Origin of the sequence: Rubrobacter aplysinae, assembly GCF_001029505.1 — a bacterium.
Taxonomy (GTDB): domain Bacteria; phylum Actinomycetota; class Rubrobacteria; order Rubrobacterales; family Rubrobacteraceae; genus Rubrobacter_A; species Rubrobacter_A aplysinae.
Map to the genome: position 1 here is coordinate 104,167 of NZ_LEKH01000004.1, position 19,900 is coordinate 124,066.

General features: G+C 66.2%; 21 protein-coding genes. 11 read left to right on the forward strand and 10 right to left on the reverse strand.

Annotation, left to right across the window (positions count from 1 at the left end; translation table 11 throughout):
- Positions 1-38 precede the first annotated feature (38 nt).
- Entirely contained in the window at positions 39-491 is a 453-nt protein-coding gene (locus ABD53_RS05780; protein ID WP_053057734.1) for a hypothetical protein, read from the reverse strand.
- A gap of 173 nt (positions 492-664) precedes the next feature.
- Between ABD53_RS05780 and ABD53_RS05785 the strand changes: the two genes are divergently transcribed.
- Positions 665-985: a hypothetical protein gene (locus ABD53_RS05785; RefSeq protein WP_047864813.1), complete on the forward strand. Its 321-nt coding sequence runs from the start codon at positions 665-667 to the stop codon at positions 983-985.
- 9 nt (positions 986-994) lie between these two features.
- On the opposite strand, the gene ABD53_RS05790 is transcribed toward ABD53_RS05785, so the two are convergent.
- The 7 genes from ABD53_RS05790 to ABD53_RS05815 all read right to left on the reverse strand — a co-directional run bounded on the left by ABD53_RS05790 (position 995) and on the right by ABD53_RS05815 (position 8,559).
- Positions 995-2,065, reverse strand: coding sequence for an NAD(P)H-dependent flavin oxidoreductase (locus tag ABD53_RS05790; RefSeq protein WP_047864814.1), 1,071 nt, complete (start codon positions 2,063-2,065; stop codon positions 995-997).
- A 520-nt stretch (positions 2,066-2,585) separates the two neighbouring features.
- The gene (locus tag ABD53_RS05795) at positions 2,586-3,356 is read right to left on the reverse strand and encodes a HoxN/HupN/NixA family nickel/cobalt transporter (RefSeq protein WP_047864815.1); all 771 of its coding nucleotides are present in this window, start codon (positions 3,354-3,356) and stop codon (positions 2,586-2,588) included.
- Between the two features lie 2 nt (positions 3,357-3,358).
- The gene (locus tag ABD53_RS15780) at positions 3,359-3,925 is read right to left on the reverse strand and encodes an NUDIX hydrolase (protein ID WP_053057735.1); all 567 of its coding nucleotides are present in this window, start codon (positions 3,923-3,925) and stop codon (positions 3,359-3,361) included.
- Positions 3,922-5,445 (reverse strand): VWA domain-containing protein, encoded by a 1,524-nt coding sequence (locus tag ABD53_RS05805; protein ID WP_047864816.1) that lies wholly within the window; start codon positions 5,443-5,445, stop codon positions 3,922-3,924. Before ABD53_RS05805 ends, ABD53_RS15780 begins: the two co-directional genes overlap by 4 nt.
- A complete protein-coding gene (locus tag ABD53_RS16450; protein WP_200900300.1) occupies positions 5,445-5,969 on the reverse strand; it encodes a uracil-DNA glycosylase in 525 nt (174 codons plus the stop codon). The genes ABD53_RS05805 and ABD53_RS16450 overlap by 1 nt, the downstream gene beginning before the upstream one ends.
- Positions 5,970-6,095: 126 nt before the next feature.
- Positions 6,096-7,103, reverse strand: coding sequence for an AAA family ATPase (locus ABD53_RS05810; RefSeq protein ID WP_084709350.1), 1,008 nt, complete (start codon positions 7,101-7,103; stop codon positions 6,096-6,098).
- A 91-nt stretch (positions 7,104-7,194) separates the two neighbouring features.
- The gene (locus ABD53_RS05815) at positions 7,195-8,559 is read right to left on the reverse strand and encodes an iron-containing alcohol dehydrogenase (protein WP_084709351.1); all 1,365 of its coding nucleotides are present in this window, start codon (positions 8,557-8,559) and stop codon (positions 7,195-7,197) included.
- 526 nt (positions 8,560-9,085) lie between these two features.
- Here ABD53_RS05815 and ABD53_RS05820 point away from each other — a divergent pair.
- From ABD53_RS05820 to sufU, 10 genes are all read left to right on the forward strand, one after another.
- Positions 9,086-9,547 carry a (2Fe-2S)-binding protein gene (locus tag ABD53_RS05820; protein ID WP_268778271.1) on the forward strand — a complete coding sequence of 154 codons (462 nt, stop codon included), beginning with the start codon at positions 9,086-9,088 and terminating at the stop codon, positions 9,545-9,547.
- A 77-nt stretch (positions 9,548-9,624) separates the two neighbouring features.
- Positions 9,625-11,994, forward strand: coding sequence for a xanthine dehydrogenase family protein molybdopterin-binding subunit (locus ABD53_RS05825; protein WP_047864817.1), 2,370 nt, complete (start codon positions 9,625-9,627; stop codon positions 11,992-11,994).
- Positions 11,994-12,845, forward strand: coding sequence for an FAD binding domain-containing protein (locus ABD53_RS05830; protein ID WP_047864818.1), 852 nt, complete (start codon positions 11,994-11,996; stop codon positions 12,843-12,845). The genes ABD53_RS05825 and ABD53_RS05830 overlap by 1 nt, the downstream gene beginning before the upstream one ends.
- Positions 12,846-12,861: 16 nt before the next feature.
- Complete coding sequence (locus tag ABD53_RS05835) at positions 12,862-13,821, forward strand: AAA family ATPase (protein ID WP_053057736.1); 960 nt, start codon at positions 12,862-12,864, stop codon at positions 13,819-13,821.
- Entirely contained in the window at positions 13,814-14,986 is a 1,173-nt protein-coding gene (locus ABD53_RS05840) for a vWA domain-containing protein (RefSeq protein WP_047864819.1), read from the forward strand. Before ABD53_RS05835 ends, ABD53_RS05840 begins: the two co-directional genes overlap by 8 nt.
- Positions 14,983-16,110, forward strand: coding sequence for an XdhC family protein (locus ABD53_RS05845; protein ID WP_047864820.1), 1,128 nt, complete (start codon positions 14,983-14,985; stop codon positions 16,108-16,110). The genes ABD53_RS05840 and ABD53_RS05845 overlap by 4 nt, the downstream gene beginning before the upstream one ends.
- The gene (locus tag ABD53_RS05850) at positions 16,103-16,660 is read left to right on the forward strand and encodes a nucleotidyltransferase family protein (protein ID WP_047864821.1); all 558 of its coding nucleotides are present in this window, start codon (positions 16,103-16,105) and stop codon (positions 16,658-16,660) included. Before ABD53_RS05845 ends, ABD53_RS05850 begins: the two co-directional genes overlap by 8 nt.
- A gap of 24 nt (positions 16,661-16,684) precedes the next feature.
- Positions 16,685-17,140 carry an SRPBCC family protein gene (locus ABD53_RS05855; protein ID WP_053057737.1) on the forward strand — a complete coding sequence of 152 codons (456 nt, stop codon included), beginning with the start codon at positions 16,685-16,687 and terminating at the stop codon, positions 17,138-17,140.
- A gap of 111 nt (positions 17,141-17,251) precedes the next feature.
- On the forward strand, positions 17,252-18,016 hold the full coding sequence (locus ABD53_RS05860) for an SRPBCC family protein (protein ID WP_047864822.1): 765 nt from the start codon (positions 17,252-17,254) through the stop codon (positions 18,014-18,016).
- A 4-nt stretch (positions 18,017-18,020) separates the two neighbouring features.
- Entirely contained in the window at positions 18,021-18,440 is a 420-nt protein-coding gene (sufU, locus tag ABD53_RS05865) for a Fe-S cluster assembly sulfur transfer protein SufU (protein WP_047864823.1), read from the forward strand.
- A gap of 10 nt (positions 18,441-18,450) precedes the next feature.
- On the opposite strand, the gene ABD53_RS05870 is transcribed toward sufU, so the two are convergent.
- Positions 18,451-19,272 (reverse strand): urease accessory protein UreD, encoded by an 822-nt coding sequence (locus ABD53_RS05870; protein WP_047864824.1) that lies wholly within the window; start codon positions 19,270-19,272, stop codon positions 18,451-18,453.
- Positions 19,244-19,894 carry an urease accessory protein UreG gene (ureG, locus tag ABD53_RS05875; RefSeq protein ID WP_268778272.1) on the reverse strand — a complete coding sequence of 217 codons (651 nt, stop codon included), beginning with the start codon at positions 19,892-19,894 and terminating at the stop codon, positions 19,244-19,246. The genes ABD53_RS05870 and ureG overlap by 29 nt, the downstream gene beginning before the upstream one ends.
- Positions 19,895-19,900: the final 6 nt, after the last annotated feature.

Consider the following 19,900-nt stretch of genomic DNA (forward strand, 5'->3'; position numbering starts at 1 on the left):
TGCCTCGGGCGTCCGGGAGCCGGATTTGCCGCCGGAGGCTAACGCCGGAGGGGCCGGACCCAGACCGGAAAAAAGGTGCATGCAAAGGCGAGGAGCAGCATGCCGCCGAGCGTCCACCGGTCGCGCCTGTACGAGAAGAGGCTCCAGGAGAGCACTATCCACACGAGCATGTTCGCCGAGGCCACCGCGTAGACCCAGCTCGCGAACTTGTGCTGGTCGCCGAAGAAGCTCATGTCCGGTAGCTCGGGGTAGTGGGTTCCTTCGTCCAGCCGCGAACGTAGCAGGATCACCGGCAGTACGTTCGCGGAGATCACACCCCCGGACCACGCCGGGAGCGTCAGGGCCCCTCCGCGGCGGCCCCGGAGCCCGTACGTCAGCAGGATGGTAAGGAGCACGTTGGCGGTGGCCCCGGCGTGTACGGAGACGGGAAAACGGCCCATGTCCCGCAGGTCGTCCATCTGATCCAGGCGCTTGTGAGGATTCCCGCCCACGGCTCCAGTGTACGACGCCGGAGACTCGGCGGCTACCGTCCGGACTGCGCCGTTCCGACCTCCGCCGCGGAAGAATGATCTGTGTAGTCAAGCTCATCACAGAGCGTACCGGGGAGGATGGCAAACTCTGTGGCAGGAAAGCGAAAAGCAAACGGACCGTAAGGAGCCTGGAGATGGCGTACAGCGTAATAGTGTGGCTCGTGGAGCCGGGCGAGCAGCCCTACGAGGCGGAGGAGCGGGAGCTCTCCGCGGACAGGCAGGAAGCGCCGGGGGCCAGGAGCGGGTCGAACGTCGCCCCGGCCCTGCCGCGCATGACCTACGGAGTGTACGACTCCCAGAGCGAGGCGGACTCTGCACTACAGCAGATCGGGGACCTCCTGCGGGAGAACCGCCCGCTCAAGATAGACTCCAAGGCCCACCGGGTGTTCCTCGTGCCCGCCCACAGGGTCCACTACGTGGTCTGTGAAGAGGTGGAGCGCCCGATGGACGGCTAGATTCCGGGACTAGCCTTCTCGGGGGCCGCCACGTGCCCGGAGCGCCTGCTCGACCGTGCGCTCGACGATCTCCGCGGCCGGCAGCTCCCGGCTCATCCCCGAGGCCTGCCCGGCCCACAGCGACATGAGATCCGGATCGCCCCGGCTTGCCGCCGCCGCCCGGAGGTCGCGGGTGTAGGCGTTCTGCACCGGGTAGTCTGGCAGGCCGGCCTCGTGCGGGGCCATCTCCCGGGTGAAGCGGTTCCGCAAGCCGCGGGCCGGCTTGCCCGAAAAGGCGCGGGTAACGGTGGTGTCCTCGTCGGTGGCGGCGAGCAGCGCCCGCTTGTACGCCGGATGCGCCCCGCTCTCCGCAGAGGTCAAAAACGCGGTGCCCATCTGGGCTCCATCGGCGCCGAGCGCGAGGGCCGCCGCCAGCCCGCGGCCGTCCATGACGCCGCCGGCCGCGATCACCGGCGTCTCCATGGAGTCCGCGACCTGGGGCACGAGCGCGAACGTCCCGACCATCGCCTCCAGCGCGTCCCCGGTAAACGTGCCCCGGTGGCCTCCGGCCTCGTAGCCCTGGGCGCAGACCGAGTCCACCCCGCGCCGCTCCAGCTCCGCCGCCTCCCGGACGGTGGTGGCCGTGCCGCAGGTAACGACGCCCGCCTCCCGCAGGGCGGCTAGCCGTTCGTCCGACGGTACCCCAAAGGTAAAGCTAAAGACCGGGACCCGCTCCTCGATCACGACCGCCAGCTGCTCCTCGAAATCCGGGGCGTAGGAGGAGACCTCCGGTTCGTCTATGCTGAGCTCCCCGCGGTATGGTGCGAGCAGCGCGTCGGCCGCCTCCCGGGAAACGGGCTCCTCGAAAGCCTCCGGAACGAAGAGGTTTACCGCGAACGGCGCTCGCGTAAGGATCCGTACCTCCTGTACGGCCTCCCGGATCGCCCGCGGCTGCAGATACCCCGCGCCGAGCGTGCCGAGACCCCCGGCCTCCGAGACCGCCGCCACGAGCCGAGGCGTCGTCGCGCCGCCCGCCATACCGGCCTGCACCAGCGGGTGCCGGATGCCGAAAAGCCGCGTTAGCCTGTTCTCCAGCGACATGGACCTCCCGTCCTTGGCGGCCTCTCGCCGCCCTCTCGCTCTGCCCGTCAAAGGTTAGGCGAGCGGGTAGGAGGGTGCAAGCGCAACGCCACAGGAGCTGGAGACAGGGGCGAACAGCGGGCGGACCCGTACATACTGAGGCCCGTTCCGGTACCCGTGGAGCGATGATCCGGGCGTCTACGCTAGAGATGTATTAGCCTTTGTGCTCCAGTGACCACGGACTCCGTGCCGAGCGGACCCCGGAGACGCGGCTCTCCAGGAAGCCGTCTTTCTTAGTGGGACCGAAGATCTCACCTCCACTCGGGCGGAGCGGGTGCAGCAGAACTTGTCCTCGGTGATCCGGCTTTCGAGTCCCGTACCCGCGGTACCGGCTCATTTAGCAGGCCACGGGAGGCCGCGAGATACCATTCAGCTCCCCGTCGGATGCGGCCCGCCCCGGGTAGCTCACGGCTGTCACGTACTCCAGCCTTGCTCCACCTTCTCCGGTTAAAAGAGCTACGAGGTAGCGGCCCCTAGGCCCCTAGAACGGATACCCCATCATCCCCAGTGCCCCGAGCGCGTACCACGCTCCGAAGGCCATGCCCGCCACCCCGAGCACCGGCGCGACCTTCTCGAAGCGCCGGGCGACCGGACCGCCGGATATGGCGAGCCCGAAGGCCGTCGAGAGCAGGGCCATGGAGACCGCCGTGCCCACAGCGAAGATGAGCAGCGCCACCGACGCCGCGCCCTTGTCCGGGATGGTCGAGAGCAGCAGCAGGGTGAGCCCGCCGCTGCCGCCGACGCCGTGGACGAGCCCGACGCCGTAGGACGAGAGCGGGGTACGGTGGGGGACGGCGTGACCGTGCTCGTGCGCCGGGGCCTCGGCGTGGGAGTGCAGGTGGCGGTGCGAGGCGTCGTCGTGGCGGTGGGTGTGGGCGTGATAGGCCCCGCGCCGCCAACGCAGGAGGAGCCGGACGGCGAGCAGGACGATGATCGCGCCTATCGTCACCTCGGCGAACATTACTATCGGCTCGGGCAGAAACTTGCCGACGAGCACGAGCGGGAGCCCGATCAAGATCAGGGTGGTCCCGTGCCCGAGACCCCACAAGAGACCCATCGTCCCCGCCCGGCCTATACCTTCTCTGCCCTTCTCGGGCTCGCCTTCTACGCCACCCGCGATCAGGGTCGTAACCGCCGCGAGGTGGTCGGGATCGCTGGCGTGCTTGAGGCCGAGCGCCAGGCTCACCACCAGCACCAGAGCCAGGCTCCCCTGACTCTGCATCAAACCTTCGAGCCACTCACCTATACCCAAGTCTAGCCGCCCCCTCCAGCGTTCCCGTGATCCTTCTGGTTATTCCCTTCGTGATCCAGCGCGGCCCGCACCAGCTCCCGATCGTGCTCCCAGGCGAAGTCCAGCCCTTCCAGCTTTTCCGGAGAGATCCACTCGATACCCGCCGCGTCGTCCGCCGCCGCCGGCTCGCCTCCCGCTATTCGCGCCGTAAATCCTAACGCAAGCACGTAGTCGCCGTCCTCGCCGTAGCGGTGGACCGCCATCTGCACGGGGCCTTTCACCCCCTCTATCTCGACCCCGAGCTCCTCGCGGGCCTCCCGGCGCAGCCCGTCCACTGGATGCTCTCCCGCCTCCAGGAAGCCGCCCGGCACGTCGTAGCTGCCCTTCTCCGGCTCGATGCCGCGCACCGTCACGAGCGCCCGCCCGTCCCTTATCAGCACGCAGCCGACCGTGAGCGAGGAGCTCCGGTACCAGGAGTGGTCGTGTACCGGACAGTACGCGCCGCCCGAACCCTCGGAACGGCTCAGCTCAGTGCCGCACAGCGGGCAGTAGCTGAACCGTTGTAGCGCGGTGTTGTTAGAGTCGCTCATACAGGGCTTTTTACCAGTTCTTCGGCCACCCCGGCGAGCTGTTCGGCGCTGCGGACGACCTCCACCCGGTCGCACAGCGGCTCGTACAGCGGCATGTCCGACGCCCCGAGCGACCAGAACCACTTCTGCTCGGGTGTTATCCAGATAAGCTGCTTCGCGTGCTGGGCTATCTCCTCCAGAGCCTCGACGTTCGGGGGCTTGCCGTTGTTCCGGCCGTCGCCCAGGATCACGACCGTCGTGCGGTGGTTTATGCTCGGCAACGAGTGGGCCACGAACTGCTCGGCGGCCTTGCCGAAGTCGCTGTTCACGTCGGCGTCCAGGAGACGGCCGGAGAAGATCTCATCCACCGCCCGCTCTATGCCGTGCTCCTCGAATAGCTGCGTGACCTCCGCCGTGTCGGCGACGAACACGAACGTGCGTACCTTCGAGAACAGGCTCTGCAGCTGGTACACCATGTGCAGCCAGAACCGCGAGAGGTTCCTCGTGGAGAGGCTCACGTCGCAGAGGAGGACTAGCCGGGGCTTCTGCTCCCGGTGGCGTCTGAGGACAGGCTGGAACGGGATGCCCTCGTAGCGGGCGTTGTTTCGGATGGTGTGGCGGACGCTGATCCTGCCGGTCCTGTCCTGCTTGAGGCGGCGGGTCTTCGCGCCGTGTATTTGGCGCGCCATCCGCCTCACCGCACCCTCCATCTCCCGCTGCTCGGCGGTCGAGAAGTTCAGGAGCTTGCGCAGGGAGCGCCGCCTGAACTCGGAGTCGTCCTTTGGCTCGTCGAGCTCCTGCTGGCGCTCTTTCATCTTCTCTATGAGCTGTGGTAACTGGCGCAGGATCTCGTCTGACTGCTCCTCTAGCTGCCGGATGAGATCCTCGTCCACCTCCATCTCGTGCAGGTGATCCACGAGGTCGTCGAGCTCCGCCGCCGAGACGTCCAGCGGCAGCTCCTGGCCTCCGGCGTCGGGCACGAGGTCTCCGGGCGAGAACATGTTGCGCGAGCGGCGCAACTTTAGCTGGTGGGTGAGTTTTTGCAGCGCCTGATCCAGAGCCCCAGGCTTCCGGTTCAGGATCAGCTCCTGCGAGAACAGCGAGAGCCGCATCTTGTCCGACTCGCCGTGGATGTCGTCCGAAGGCCGCATCCGCTCGTCGTCGAAGTGGCGGCGGAACTCGGTGGAGTCGGCGTCCTCGTGGCTGTGCTCCTCGCTGTCCGGCGCCTCGCCGCCGGCCTCCTCGCCGAACTCCATCTCTGCCGCCGAGCCGTGGTCGTGGTCGTGATCCGGGACCTCTAGCTTCGCCTTCCGCTCCTCCGTCTGTGGGTGGAGCCCGAAGTACACGTCGAACAGCCGCTCGAAGGTCTCGACGTCCTCCGGGCTCTTTACCAGCGTAGTCCGCAGCGCGTCCCGCACGGCCTCCCGCTCGCCGAGCCCGGTGTGCTTGAGCGCCGCCAGCGCGTCCAGGCTCTCCGCCGGAGACACTCGCAGCCGGTGCCGCCGCAAGACCTGCACGAAGTCGTTTATTACCGTGTCCACTAAGCGTCCTTATGTGATAGCGATCTAGTCACTCGACGTAAGACCTCGAGTATTTCTTCACGGCGCTGTGGAACAGGATTAAGGGATTGCGGGCTAGGATGCCACATCTCCTCAATCTGAATAGACGGGTAATGTTCTCTAATGTCGCTCTCCACTCTCTGTGCTTTGCGACCACCTAAGACTATTACCTCTAAACTAAGGTGACTTAGAAGCTCCCATAGATAAGGTAAACCTTGATTAATGTCAGCGCGCTTTGCCGCTCTGATTTTCTCGCCCGAGCCTAGATACCAGGGAACGATGTTCCATGAGGCGGTTAGGCGACGATCCAAGCCAGCCTTTTCGTTCAGCTCAAAGAAGTTCTTCGCAGATTCGTCCGGGTTGTTACGCGAGGCAAAACCACTCTCTAATGCTTTAGGCCCAGGAGTTTCAAACAGAAAAAGACAGCGAGCCTTTGTACCGCCGTCGAGTGGATCAAAATGTGGAACGTGCTCTTCTCGATCCACATTTTGGCGCAGATCGTTCACGAACTCCGTCAAGGGAGAGACGTGCGGTTGTTGTAGTAGCGTCATGCGCTCTTGCTGGACCTGTAAGTCGCGTAAGGACTTCGGTACGTCGGGAAACTGACTCTCCATACTCACTCCGATAGCGAACTAGTGCGCGTGCTTGTGCTGGCTGCGGTGCATCTCGTACATCGCCTCCTCGGGGCTGTCGCCGGTGGGCTGCTTCTGACCGAGGTCTCTGCGGCCCTGGGCATTTACTCCGAGGTGGGCGAGCGCCTTCTCGGCGTCGCGGTCGTACTTGATGATTACGCTGATGGTCTCCTCGATCAGCTCCTTGCTCAGGTTCTCGGCGTTTAGCACCACGAGCGACTGCGCCCAGTCCAGAGTCTCGCTGATAGATGGGGACTTGCGCAGGTCCAGCTCGCGCAGGGACTGGATCGTGCTCACCAATTCTTCGGCTAGCTCATCCGCGATACCAGGAGCCTTGAGGCGCACTATCTGCAGCTCTACCTCCTTGTCCGGGTAGTCGAGCTGCAGGTGGAGGCAGCGGCGTTTAAGGGCCTCGGAGAGTTCGCGGGTGCGGTTTGAGGTCAGGATCACGGTCGGCGGAGTCTCGGCTTTTACCGTTCCGACTTCGGGGATGGACACCTGATAGTCCGAGAGGAATTCAAGCAGGAACGCCTCGAACTCCTCGTCGGCGCGGTCGATCTCATCCAGCAAAAGTACCGGCGGCGTCTCGGAGCGCAGGGCTTTTAGTATCGGGCGCTCCACGAGGAAGTTCTCGGAGAAGAACACGTCCTCCTGGCTTCTGAGGGTCTCGGCGGCCTGGTGCAGGTCCTCGGTCGGCCCGAGTAGCTCCCCGATCTTCTCCCGCAAGACCTGCGTGTACAGTAGCTGCTTGCCGTACTCCCACTCGTACAGCGCCTTCGCCTCGTCAAGCCCCTCGTAGCACTGCAGCCTTACGAGCTCGCGCCCGAGCGAACCGGCGAGCGCCTTCGAGAGCTCGGTCTTTCCGACCCCCGCCGGACCCTCGACGAGTATGGGCTTGTGCAGCTTCGTCGCCAGGAACACGACCGTGGCGAGCCGCCGGTCACAGACGTAGCTCTGCTCTTCGAGCCCGCTCTTTACGCCCTCTATGCTCTCGAACCCCTCAAACAAGGATGCTCCTCATATTTTAAATATTCTCGAATACCGGCGGGAGCGGGACCTTCCGCTCCCGCCGTGAATGCTGGCCGTAGTGCGTCGCGGCCTAGTTGGGACCGGGGCGCTCGGCGAGAGCCTGCGGGGTGTGTCGGCCCTTGATCGGGTCCATGCCCCAGACGTTCTGGCGGTAGCCGTTGTTGGTCTTGGTCGCCATGTCGTCGTAGACGCAGTCGCGCAGGATCTCCTTCGCTCCCTCCGTCGTGAGGTCGCGCGGGTTCCCCGGCGTGCAGAGGTCGGTCATCATGTGCTCGGCCATCTTCTGTAGCTCTTCGTCGCTGCTCTGGATGGCCTCTTTCGGGCCTCCCTCGTAGTAGCCCTGGCCCATGCGGGTCTTCGGGTACTCCGCGACCCGGCTGAAGTTCTCCGGGCAGCCGCAGTCTTTGACGAGCCGGATCACCTCCTCTATAGCCTCGTCGGCGGCCTGCGGGGTCGACATGTCTCTCGTGTCCACGCCCATAGCCTCCGCGATGTCTGCGAACTTGTCCGGCGCGGCGGGCTGGTTATACGTCCACACCCTCGGGAGGCCCACGCCGTTGTTCAGGCCGTGGTGGATGTCGTAGTAGGCGCACATCGCGTGCGAGAGCGAGTGCAGTATCCCGAGCAGGCCGGAGCTAAACGCCTGGGCCGCGATGTACTGCGCCCAGACCATGTTCTCCATCGCCTGGTAGTTGTGCGGGTTGTAGGTCGCCTCGCGCAGGTTCTCCTGCACCAGCTTCACGGCGGACAGAGCCTGCGGCGTCGTGGAGAGGTGCTGCACCCGGCCGACGTAGCACTCCGAGGCGTGGGCCATAGTGTCGAAGCCGGTGTAGGCGACGTACTCCGGCGGCTGGGTCATGCACAGGACGGGGTCGTTGATCGCCAGCGTCGTCGTCGTCGCCCGATCGAAGCCGACCCACTTGTGCGGCGCATCCGGCGAGGTGGTGTCCGTGATGACGTAGGCCGGCGTCGTCTCAGATCCCGTCCCGACCGTGGTGTTTATGGCGATGTGCGCCGGGTTGTCCAGCGTCTCCGAGGCGTTCAGGCCCTGGAACTCGTTCACGTTTCTGCCGTCGTGGGCCGCGACGACCCGCGCGCCCTTCGTGGTGTCGTGCGAGGAGCCGCCGCCGATGGACACGAACCCGTCGCACTCGGCGTCGGCGAACGCCTTGTAGGAGTCCATGACGTTGTAGTCCTTGGGGTTGGTCTCTACCTTGTCGTAGACGGTGACCGAGACCCCGGCGTTCTCGAAGTTGGTCTTGCACTCGTCTATGATCCCGGTTCCCCGCAGGCCCGAGGTCACGAACAAAACGTGCTTGAGGCCCATTGCGGCCGCCTCGGGCCCCGCGTTCTCGTAGGCGCCCGCGCCTAGCAGCGACCTCGGTTGCTTGAAGAACTCCTTTACCGGAAACTCGAAGATCTTGGACGTATCCATAGACTTGCAGCTCCTTTCCCTTTTCCCCTAATCTCTATTACCCCTATACACCAGGCACACCAGGCGCGACGAAACACGAACAAGCTCGCGCCATGAGCGTCATAAGCGCCATAAGATCCACCCCACCGTGTCGGCCCTGTATGCCCCTCCTTTCGGACGGGGTCCCTGGGTTCTCCTGCCTGGTTCCCCTGCCAGCCGGAAGCCCGACTCCAATGTTCCACCGCAAACGGTGCAATGTCAAATACGTTTCAATACACTCCGCGAAACGTGGTTCGGCTTTTCAGGTGTGCCGAGACCGAGATCCCGGACGCCAGGCAGTCGTCACGAAAATAATGGCCCGGTCTCCCGTTCCGGGCTTCGTCTGCACTATAATAAACGATATACGCTTAACCAGGGGGTGGGAGCGTTAGGCTAGTCAGGCGGTTGTAACCGGATTGACAGCGTAGATCCGGTTGCCAGGGTGATATGTTTGATGCAATACTGTCTGCGGTATATTTCGTGGGCTCGTCTTAGGGAAAGGAGAGCGGTGCGCGGGATCCAACTGAGGGTAAACGGACGCGACTACGAACACGAGGTGGAGCCTCGGATGCTTCTGGTGCATTATCTGCGCGAGAGGCTGAACCTGACCGGCACGATGGTGGGGTGTAACACCTCAAACTGTGGGGCCTGCACGGTCCTCGTGGATGGGCAGTCGGTCAAGTCCTGCACGATGTTCGCGGTACAGGCTTCGGGGCGGGGGATCATGACCGTACAGGGGATAGCCACCAACGGAGACTGGCATCCCATGCAGACGGCATTTCACGAGAACCACGGCCTGCAGTGCGGCTACTGCACGCCGGGCATGATCATGGCCTCCATAAGCATGCTGCAGGAGAACCCGAGCCCGACCGAGCCCGAGATCCGGGAGGCCCTCGAAGGCAACTACTGCCGCTGCACCGGCTACGAGAACATCGTGAAGGCCGTGCAGCAGGTGGCGCAGGGTTCGTAGACCGGGAAAAAAGTTAGAGAACCATCCAGAGAAACAGCTAGAAGGGAAACAGAGTGACCCAGGCACCAGAGAGGTATATGGGTGGCGGCGTACCTCGCAAGGAGGACCCGAACCTCGTAACCGGAAAAGCTAACTGGACCGACAACATCAAGCTGCCGGGGATGCTGCACTTCGCCGTCCTGCGCAGCCCGTTCGCCCGGGCGAAGATCACGCACATAGACGTCTCCGCCGCCCGCGAGCGTGACGGCGTTACCGCCGCCTTTACCGGCGCGGACCTCGCCGGGGAATGGCCGGGCGGCGTGCCGTGCGCGGCCACCGTTGTAGAGGACCAGAAGACCCCGTTCCAGCCGCCCATCGTCACAGATGAGGTCAGGTACATGGGCGACATAGTCGCCGTGGTGGTCGCCGACGACCGCTACAAGGCCCAGGACGCGCTGGAGTCCATAGAGGTGGACTACGAGCCGCTGGACGTGGTCACAGACATGGAGTCCGCGCTCGAAGACGACTCGCCGCTGGTTCACGAGGAACTCGGCACCAACCAGTGCTTTGACTGGCAGGCCGAGGCCGGAGATATAAACGGGGCGTTCGAGCAGGCCGACGTGGTCGTAAACGAGCGGTACGTGCAGCAGCGCCTCATCCCGAACGCCATCGAGCCCCGCGCAACCGTCGCCGCGCAGGAGCCCGGACACGGCGGGTACATCGTATACACGGCGACCCAGGTGCCGCACCTGGCGAAGGTCGTGCTCTCGCTGTCTACCGGGATACCGGAGAACCACATCCGGGTCGTCGCGCCGGACGTCGGGGGCGGGTTTGGCTCCAAGCTGAACGTGTACCGCGAGGAGATCATGGCCCTCGTGCTCGCCAAGAAGCTCGAGACGCCCGTGAAGTTCGTCGAGGACCGCTCCGAGAACTACCAGGCGACCATCCACGGCCGGGGTCAGATTCAGGACATCGAGCTAGCTGCGACCAGTGAGGGCCGCCTCCTGGGCATGCGGGTGAACCTGCTGGACGACATGGGCGCGTACCTGCAGCTACTGACGCCCGTGATCTCGGTCAGCGGTGCCGGGATGTTCCCCGGCGTCTATACTTTCGGCGCTTTCTCCTGCCGCCTCCAGGGTGTGTTCACCAACCTCACCCCGACCGACGCCTACCGCGGCGCGGGAAGGCCGGAGGCCGCCTACGCCATAGAGCGCGCGATGGACGCTCTGGCCCGCGAGACCGGGCTGGATCCTGCGGAGGTGCGGCGGCGGAACTTCTACGAGCCGTTCCACGAGCCGACCGCCACCCCGGCGGGCCTGGAGTACGACTCCATGGACATGGAGCCCGCGCTCGACAAGGCCCTGCAACACGCAGGCTACGACGACCTGCGCGCCGAGCAGCAGCGCCGCCGCGACAATAACGACGTCGTCCAGCTCGGCATCGGGCTCTCGACGTACACCGAGATCTGCGGCCTCGGGCCCTCACAGGTGCTCGCCGCGCTCGGCATCGGCGGCGCGGGCTGGGAGTGGGCAAACGTGCGCATGCTCCTGACCGGCAAGGTCGAGGTCGCTACCGGCACCTCGCCCCACGGCCAGGGCCACGAGACGAGCTGGTCCCAGATAGTCGCCGACGCGCTCGGGGTGTCTCCCGACGACGTGGAGGTTCTGCACGGGGACACGGCTATCTCCTCCTACGGCCGCGACACCTACGGCTCCCGCAGCCTTGCTGTCGGCGGCATCGCAGTGTGGCACGCGGCGAACAAGGTGCTCGACAAGGCCAAGAAGATAGCCGCCCACATGCTGGAGGCATCAGAAGAGGACATCGAGTTCGACCGGGGCAAGTTCAGCGTCGCGGGCTCGCCGGACCAGAGCGTGACCATCCAGGACGTCGGCGGCACGGCATACCTCGGTGTTAATCTCCCCGAGGGGATGGAGCCGGGCCTGAACGAGAACATGGTCTTCGACCCGCCGAACTTCACGTACCCGTTCGGGGCGCACGTCTGCGTCACCGAGGTGGACACCGAGACCGGCAAGGCCCGGATCCGGGACTACATCGCGGTCGACGACTGCGGGCCGGTGATCAACCCGATCATCGTCGACGGTCAGCTACACGGCGGGCTCGCCCAGGGCATCGCCCAGGCCTTGTACGAGGAGGCCATCTACGACGAGGACGGCATGCTCGTCACCGGCTCGATGGTGGACTACATGATCCCAGGCGCCCCGGAGCTACCGAACTACACGCTCGACCGCACGGAGACCCCGTCGCCGTCCAACCCGCTCGGGGTAAAGGGCGTCGGCGAGGCTGGGACCATCGGCGCGCCGCCGGCGGTGATGAACTCGATCATCGACGCGCTCTCGCCGCTCGGCGTGACCAACATGCAGATGCCCGCCCTGCCGATGCGGGTGTGGGAGACGATCCGGGCCGCGCAGGGTAACTCAAACGGCAACTCGAACGGAGGTAACGCTTAATGTACCCGGTTCCCTTCGACTACGAGGTAGCCGAGTCCACCGACCACGCGATCGAGCTCCTCGGCCAGTATGGCGACGAGGCGAAGCTGCTGGCCGGTGGGCACTCCCTGATCCCGCTCATGCGCCTGCGGCTCGCCGACCCGGCTGTCCTGATAGACATGGACCGCCTCGAAGACCTGCGCTACGTCCGGGATGCTGGAGACAAGCTTGCGATCGGGGCGCTAACGCGCCACCGCGACGTGCTAAACGACCCGCTGGTGCAGGAGCACTGCGGCATCCTCTCGCACACCGCCGGGCTGCTCGGGGACCCCTCCGTGCAGCACCGGGGCACTCTGGGCGGTACGCTCGCCCACGGCGACCCCGCCGGTGACATGCCGAGCGTGATCTCGGCGCTCGAAGGCGAGATCGACGTCAAGGGCCCGAACGGCGAGCGCACCATCTCCGCGCTCGACTTCTTCGAGGACTACCTGATGACGACGCTCGAAGAGGGTGAGGTGATAACCGAGATCCGAGTCCCCAAGCTCGGCCAAGATACTGGCTGGGCCTACCACAAGTTCTCCCGCCGCTCCCAGGACTGGGCCATGGTCGGCGTCGCGGCCATAGTAGAGCGGTCGAACGGCAACATAGGCTCGGCGCGCATCGGGCTCACCAGCATGGGCTCGACCCCCATAAGGGCGCGCACCGTCGAGGATGCACTCTCGGGCGCAAGCTCCGACGGCGTAGAGGAGGCCGCGAGCCACGCCGACGAGGGCACCAGCCCGGCCTCGGACGCGGCGGCCTCCGAGGATTTCCGGCGTCACCTCTCGCGGGTCATCACCCGCCGCGCCGTGGAGGAGGCGCTCTCGCGTTGATCGCGCCGGGGCTGCTTTGAGCGAGGCACTAAACGGAGACCGGGGGGCACTGCCCCCCGGCGTCTCCCGCCCGACCGAGCTGCGGGAAACCCTGGAAAAGGACGGCTACCTCTCCGACGAGGGGCTGTCCACCGCGATCTTCCTGGCTCTCAAGCTCGGACGCCCGCTGTTTCTGGAAGGCGAGGCCGGGGTTGGCAAGACCGAGGTTGCGAAGACCCTATCGCGTGTACTGGATACGCCCCTGATCCGGCTGCAGTGCTACGAGGGCATGGACGCGAGCCAGGCCGTCTACGACTGGGACTACGCCCGCCAGCTACTGCACATCCGCACCACCGAAGCTTTCGGTGAGGACGAGGACCGCAAAAGAGTCGAGGACGAGCTGTACACGCGGGAGTTCCTGGTCGGCAGGCCGCTACTGCAGGCGCTGGAGCATCACGGCGAGAACCCGCCGGTGCTTCTAATAGACGAGGTTGACCGGGCCGACGACGAGTTCGAGGCGTTTCTGTTGGAGGTGTTGTCGGAGTTCGCGATCACCATCCCCGAGCTCGGCACCGTCGCCGCCGCCCGCCCCCCGATAGCCGTCATCACCTCCAACCGTACCCGCGAGGTACACGACGCCCTCAAGCGCCGCTGCCTGTACTTCTACATAGATCACCCCACGCTCGAACGCGAGGTCGAGATCGTACGCCTCCGAGTACCCGGCGCGGACGAGCGCCTGGCCCGGCAGGTGGCAGAGGCCGTGCAGAGCCTGCGCGGGATGGGCTTGTACAAGTCGCCGGGTGTCGCCGAGGCGCTGGACTGGACCGAGTCGCTCGTCGCCCTCGGGGCGAAGGAGCTGGACGAGGGCCTGATCGAGGCTACACTAGGCTCGGTGGTCAAGTATCGTGAGGATCAACAACGCACACTCGGATCAAGCCTCTCCGCGATCATGGGAGGAATGGGAACCGCGGGCCGCTCCGGGAGCGGCGGTGCCTGAGAGCGCCGGCAACGGCCGACCGCCCGTGCTCGCGGCGGCCACCACTTTCGGGCGGCTGCTGCGCCGCGCCGGGCTGAACGTCGGGACCGACCGCACCGTGGAATTCGTCCGCGCCCTGGAGGAACTGGACGTAACGAGCCGTGAGGAAGTGTACTGGGCCGGGCGCGCCACGCTGTGTTCCAAGCCTGAGGACAGGGAGGTCTACGATAGGGCGTTCCACGCTTTCTGGGAGGGCGAGGCGAAGCCCGCCGGACGCGGCATACCGGGGCCGAAGATCGAGCTTCCCCCCGTGGAGGACTCCGTGCAGCCTGCGAAGAGGAAGGCGGAGCGCGACGAGGCCGGGGAGGAGGAGGTCCGGCTGCGCTACAGCCCGGTGGACGTGCTACGTAAACGGGACTTTGCGCGTTGTACGCCGGAGGAGCTCGCGGAGATGAACCGGATGTTCGCGCAGGTAAGCCTCGCCGGGGCGATGCGGCGCAGCCGCCGCCCCGAGCCCGCCCACCGGGGCCGCCACGACATGAAGCGTACCCTGCGCCGCGCCATGCAGACCGGCGGCGAGCCGATTCGGCCTCACTTCCGGCGCGCCCGGCAGAGGCCGCGGCGGGTCGTGACCCTCTGCGACGTCTCAGGCTCGATGGCCCCGTACAGCCGGGCGCTGCTGCGCTTCGTTCACGCGGGCGTCGCATCCGGCGAGCCTGTCGAGGCGTTCGTGATGGGGACCCGGCTAACGCGCGTCACCCGTGAGCTCGGCACCCGAGATCCGGACCAGGCGCTCGCGGCCGCTTCTGCCGCCGTCGAGGACTGGTCTGGCGGTACGCGGCTCGGCGACACGATGAAGGAGTTCGTGGACCGCTGGGGGCAGCGTGGCATGGCGCGCGGCGCGGTGGTCGTGGTGCTATCCGACGGCTGGGACCGGGGGGACACCGGGGTGCTGGACGAGCAGATGCGGCGTCTTGGCCGATTGGCTCACAAAGTGATCTGGGTAAACCCCCTCAAGGCATCCCCCGGCTACCAGCCCCTGGCGCGCGGGATGGCTACCGCGCTGCCCCACGTGGACGAGTTCCTGCCGGGTAACAATCTGGAGTCGCTTGAGGAACTCGCCCGGGCCGTCTCCCGGTCGGGCGCCGGACGGGAGCCCCTGGTAGTCGCTGGAGGTGACGCATGAACCCGGTCGTGGAGAAGGTGGCGGCCTGGAGTGAAGCCGGCAAGAAGGCCGCGCTCGCCACCGTGGTAAAGGTCGAGCGTTCCGGGCCGCTCGGTCCCGGCACGATGATGGCCGTGAACGAGGACGGGCAGGTCGTGGGCTCTGTTAGCGGCGGCTGTGTCGAGCCCGCAGTCTTCGAGGAGTGCATGGCCGCCATAGAGGGCGGCGGCGCGAAGCTCGTTACCTACGGTATCTCCGACGACGAGGCCTTCGGTGTGGGGCTGACCTGCGGCGGCATCATCCACATCTTCGTCGAGCCGGTGGCGGACGACGGTCAGGCGGAGACGTTGCGGCGGGCGCTCTCGGAGCAGTCCCCGATAGCCGTCGCCACGGTTATACATACCGCCGAAGAATCCGGCGTTACGCCCGGCGGCCGGCTGCTGGTCACGCCGGAGGCCCACGACGGAGAGCTGGACGACGAGGAGCTCGAGAGGGCCGTCGCCGACGGGGCGCGGGGGATGCTCGAAGGCGGCCAGACCGGGCAGCGGCACTACGGCCCCCGGGGACAGCGCCGGATGGAGGACGTGACCGTCTTCGTAAACTCGTTTGCGCCGCCGCCCCGGATGTACGTCTTCGGGGCCATAGACTTCGCCGGGGCGGTCGCGAAGATGGGCAAGTTCATGGGCTACCGGGTCACTGTCTGCGACGCCCGGCCAGTGTTCGCCACCCGCGAGAGGTTCCCGAGCGCCGACGAGGTAGTCGTGTCGTGGCCCGACGACTTTTTGCAGACGGCGGAGGTAGACGGGCGGACCGTGATCTGCGTCCTCACCCACGACCCGAAGTTCGACGTGCCGGTACTAAAGGCCGCGCTCGACACCGAAGCCGGATACATCGGCGCGATGGGCAGCCGCCGCACCCACGAAGACCGTACCGCCCGCCTGCGAGAGGAGGGCGTTACCGACGAGCAGCTCTCGCGCATAGCCAGCCCCGTCGGCCTCGACCTCGGCTCTCGCACCCCCGAGGAGACGGCGGTGGCGATCTCGGCCGAGATCATCGCGCTGCGAACCGGCCACGAGGGTGGGCGTCTCGCCGACCGCTCCGGTCCTATCCACGCCGCTGGCTTCGAGGAGGCTAACCGTGGATGATGGCTCGTCGGGCATCTCGCTCATACTGCTGGCCGCCGGAGGCGGGAGCCGCTTCGGGGGCGACCCCGGGGACAAGCTCTTCGCCGACTACGGCGGCCTGCCCCTCATACAGGCGACCCTCTCGGGCATGATAGAGGCGCCGGTAGACGAGATCGTGATCGTCGCCGGGGCGCGGGCCGGCGAGGTGCGTGAGGCGTGCGAACTCTATAGGGCGCGGGATTTGAAAGTGGTGGAGAACCCGGAATGGAGGGCCGGGATGTCCACCTCAGTCAGGCTCGGGATCTCGTCGTGTGCCTCAGGGGCGCAGGCGGCGGTAGCCACCTACGGCGACGAGCAGCGGAACCCGGCGCTCTTCGCGCGCGGGCTGTGGCCGATGTTGGCCGAGAACCTCTCCGGCGACGCCGGGGCCCGGTCGGTGCTACGGGAGCGGCAGGATCTCGTCACCGAGGTCCCCTGTGACGGCGTAGCCGACCCCGCCGACGTGGATACGGGTGAGGATCTGTGGCGGCTTGAGAGTATGATGTATCCCGCAACTGGTAGGGAAAGATAGGGAAACAGGGGAAAGGAGCAAGGCATGAAGCTGGAGAACGAGTTTACGGTAGACGTGCCCGTCGAGCGCACCTGGGAGGCGCTGATGGACATCGAGCGGGTCACGCCCTGCCTGCCCGGCGCCGCGCTGACCGAGCAGGTCGGGGACGAGTACAAGGGCGTTATGACGGTAAAGATGGGGCCCGTCTCCCAGAAGTACAACGGTACCGTCCACTACGAAGAGGTGGATGAAGAGAACCGCCGCGCCGTACTCCGGGCCGACGGCAAGGACGCCCGGGGACAGGGGACCGCCTCGGCCACGATCACCTCCACGCTGCACGACGAGGGCGGCTCCACGCGGGTAACCGTGGAGACGGAGATGCAGATCACGGGCAAGGCCGCCCAGTTCGGCAAGGGCATGCACAAGGAGGTCGCCTCGAAGGTGATGACCCGGTTCTCGGAGTGCCTGGAGCAGGAGATCTCCAGCGGCGTCAAGGCATAGAGCGGCTCGCTACCCGCAAACCGCGCCCTCAGATGTTAGCGGTCGGCTATCAGTGAGCAAAGAGCCAACGGCTGACGGCTAATAGCTGAATGCTATACGAAAGGAGGCCGCTTGAAGCTCGAAAACGAGTTCACCGTCGAGGCACCCGTCCAAGAGGCGTGGGACGTTATGCTGGATCTCGAAAGGGTCACCCCCTGCCTGCCCGGTGCCTCTCTCACGGGCGAGTCCGGGGACGAGTACGAGGGCGTTATGACGGTACGGATGGGGCCCGTCTCCCAGAAGTACAACGGCACCGTCCACTACGAAGAGGTGAATGAAGACAACCGCCGGGCGGTCTTGAGGGCAGATGGTAAGGACGCCCGGGGGCAGGGTACGGCGTCGGCCACGATCACCTCCACGCTGCACGACGAGGGCGGCTCCACGCGGGTAAAGGTGGAGACGGACATGCAGATCACGGGCAAAGCAGCCCAGTTCGGCAGAGGCATGCAGCAGGAGGTAGCGACCAAGATCTTCGACCAGTTCGCCGACTGCCTGGAGCGGGAGATCATGGGCCAGAACGTCCGCGAGGAGCCGGTCGCAGCCGGTGTCCAGGCTGACCTGGCCAGTGGAACGGTGGCCAGCGGTACGACGGCCAACGGCGCCTCTTCGGGCACGAGCGTCGACAACGGCTCCGAAGGCTCCGGCGTGGGTTCCGAGACCACGGAGGAGCAGCCGCGGCGCAGGATACTCAACCAGGATGCCCCGGAGCCGGAGCCGCTCGATCTCGGCGAGGCCAGCCGGGACGCGGTGGTAAAGCGCCTCGTACCCGTGGTCATCGGTGCTGGCGTGCTGGCGGCCGTGATCTGGCTCTGGAGCCGGAGACGCGCTGTAAAATAGCATCATGGACGGGATGCGGGACCTGCACGCGCAGGTAATAATGGACCACTCCGAGCGTCCCCGTAACCGGGGCGCTCTGGATAACGCTGACCTCGAAAACCACCTGCTAAACCCGCTGTGCGGCGACGAGGTAACGGTATACGCCGCCTTCTACGGCGACACGGTCTCGGAGGTCCGCTTCACGGGCCGGGGCTGCTCCATATCCCAGGCCTCGGCGTCCATGATGACCGAGCGTCTCACCGGTAAGAGCCGGGAGGAGGCCGAGGCCGAGATAGCGGGCTTCAAGTCCCGGATGACCGGTGACGGCGAGTTTTCCGACACCGAAGAGCTGGCCGCGCTCGGCGGCGTGATTCGGTATCCCTCGCGCATCCGGTGCGCCACCCTGGCCTGGACGGCGTTCGAGGAAGGTCTGGAAGGCTCCTGAGCCCGGGTAGCTACCGGAGGTCGCGTACCGGAGGCGACAGGCCCAGGTAGCGCCGGATCACGCGCCTGCCGCCGTTCAACGCCCGGTACAGGGCGGGCGCGTTCCGGGCGAGTACACGTCCCGTGCACAGCCCACGCTCCGGGGCGCTCGCGGAGGCCAGCGTTCCGGGCAGCGCGTCGAGGAAAGAGTGCAGCTCCCCGGCCAGCCCCCCGAGTTCCCCCGGCGAACAGACGTAGAGGGTGGAGGTGTAGTCGTACCCGGCGAACGGTTCGCCCCCGCCGGGGAGATCCAGGCCGTCTACTATCAGGGGGAGGCCGTCGCGTGTGATGCGCGTTCTGGCACATAGGCGGTCGAAGGCGAAACGCTCACCCCGGGAGATACGCCCGGCGGAGTGGGCTTCCCACGTGATCAGGGTCGAGCCAGCGGAGAGGCGAAACTCGTTCTCGGACTGATAGTGCGAGCCCGCGAACGGGATCAGGTGGTGCGGCAGATATTCCAGGCACGCGCCATCCTCCACGTGGAAGAGGGCGTGCTGGCTCGCCGGCGGGCCCCGATAGATACGGTTCGCGCCCTGGCTCAGGAGGGTGGCGGAGGAGCCGGGGCCGAGGTTTATCTGCATCTCGTAGGCGTCCCCGCCGAGCACGCCGCCGGCGGGGTTCGTGATCTGGAGCTCCGCCGTCCCGTCCTGCCCGGGGTGATTGGCCCACACCGGACCGAATGGCGCGCTCCAGTAGCGGTCCCGCAGCGCGGTGCGATCCCCTCGTTGCGCGAGCTCCAGGCGCAGCTCGCCGCGCTGGCCGACTCTAGTGATCGTGGGCGTGGTCGTGCTCATGGCTGCCGTCTCCCCGGATGGTGGACTCGGCCGGGATCCACTCGCGCTCGTCTACGGCGGCTCGGATCCAGTCGGCTATCTCGGGGACACCGTCTCCGTGTAGCACCGCCGCCGGTATCGTCGGGGCGTCTCCGCGTAGCTCGTGTGCATCGTGTTGCATCACTGATACATCAGCACCGACGAGCGGGGCGAGGTCGGTCTTGTTTATAACGAGAAGCTCCGAGCGGGTCACGCCGGGGCCGCCCTTGCGCGGTACCTTCTCGCCGCCGGCGACGTCCACGACGTAGATCGAGGCGTCAACAAGCTCCGGCGAGAACGAAGCCGCCAGGTTGTCGCCGCCGCTCTCGACGAGGATGAGATCCAGGCCCGGCAGGTCCACCTCTAGTCCCTCGATCGCCTCCAGGTTCACCGAGACGTCGTCGCGGATGGCGGTGTGCGGGCAGCCGCCGGTCTCCACGCCCACGACCCGGCCTTCCGGCAATACGGCGGCCTTTTGCAGGGCCTCGGCGTCCTCGCGGGTGAAGATGTCGTTGGTGACGGCAGCGATCTCGTACTCCCCCGAGAGCCTGCGGCAAAGCTCGGCCACGAGCGCCGTCTTGCCGGAGCCTACCGGGCCACCCACACCTAT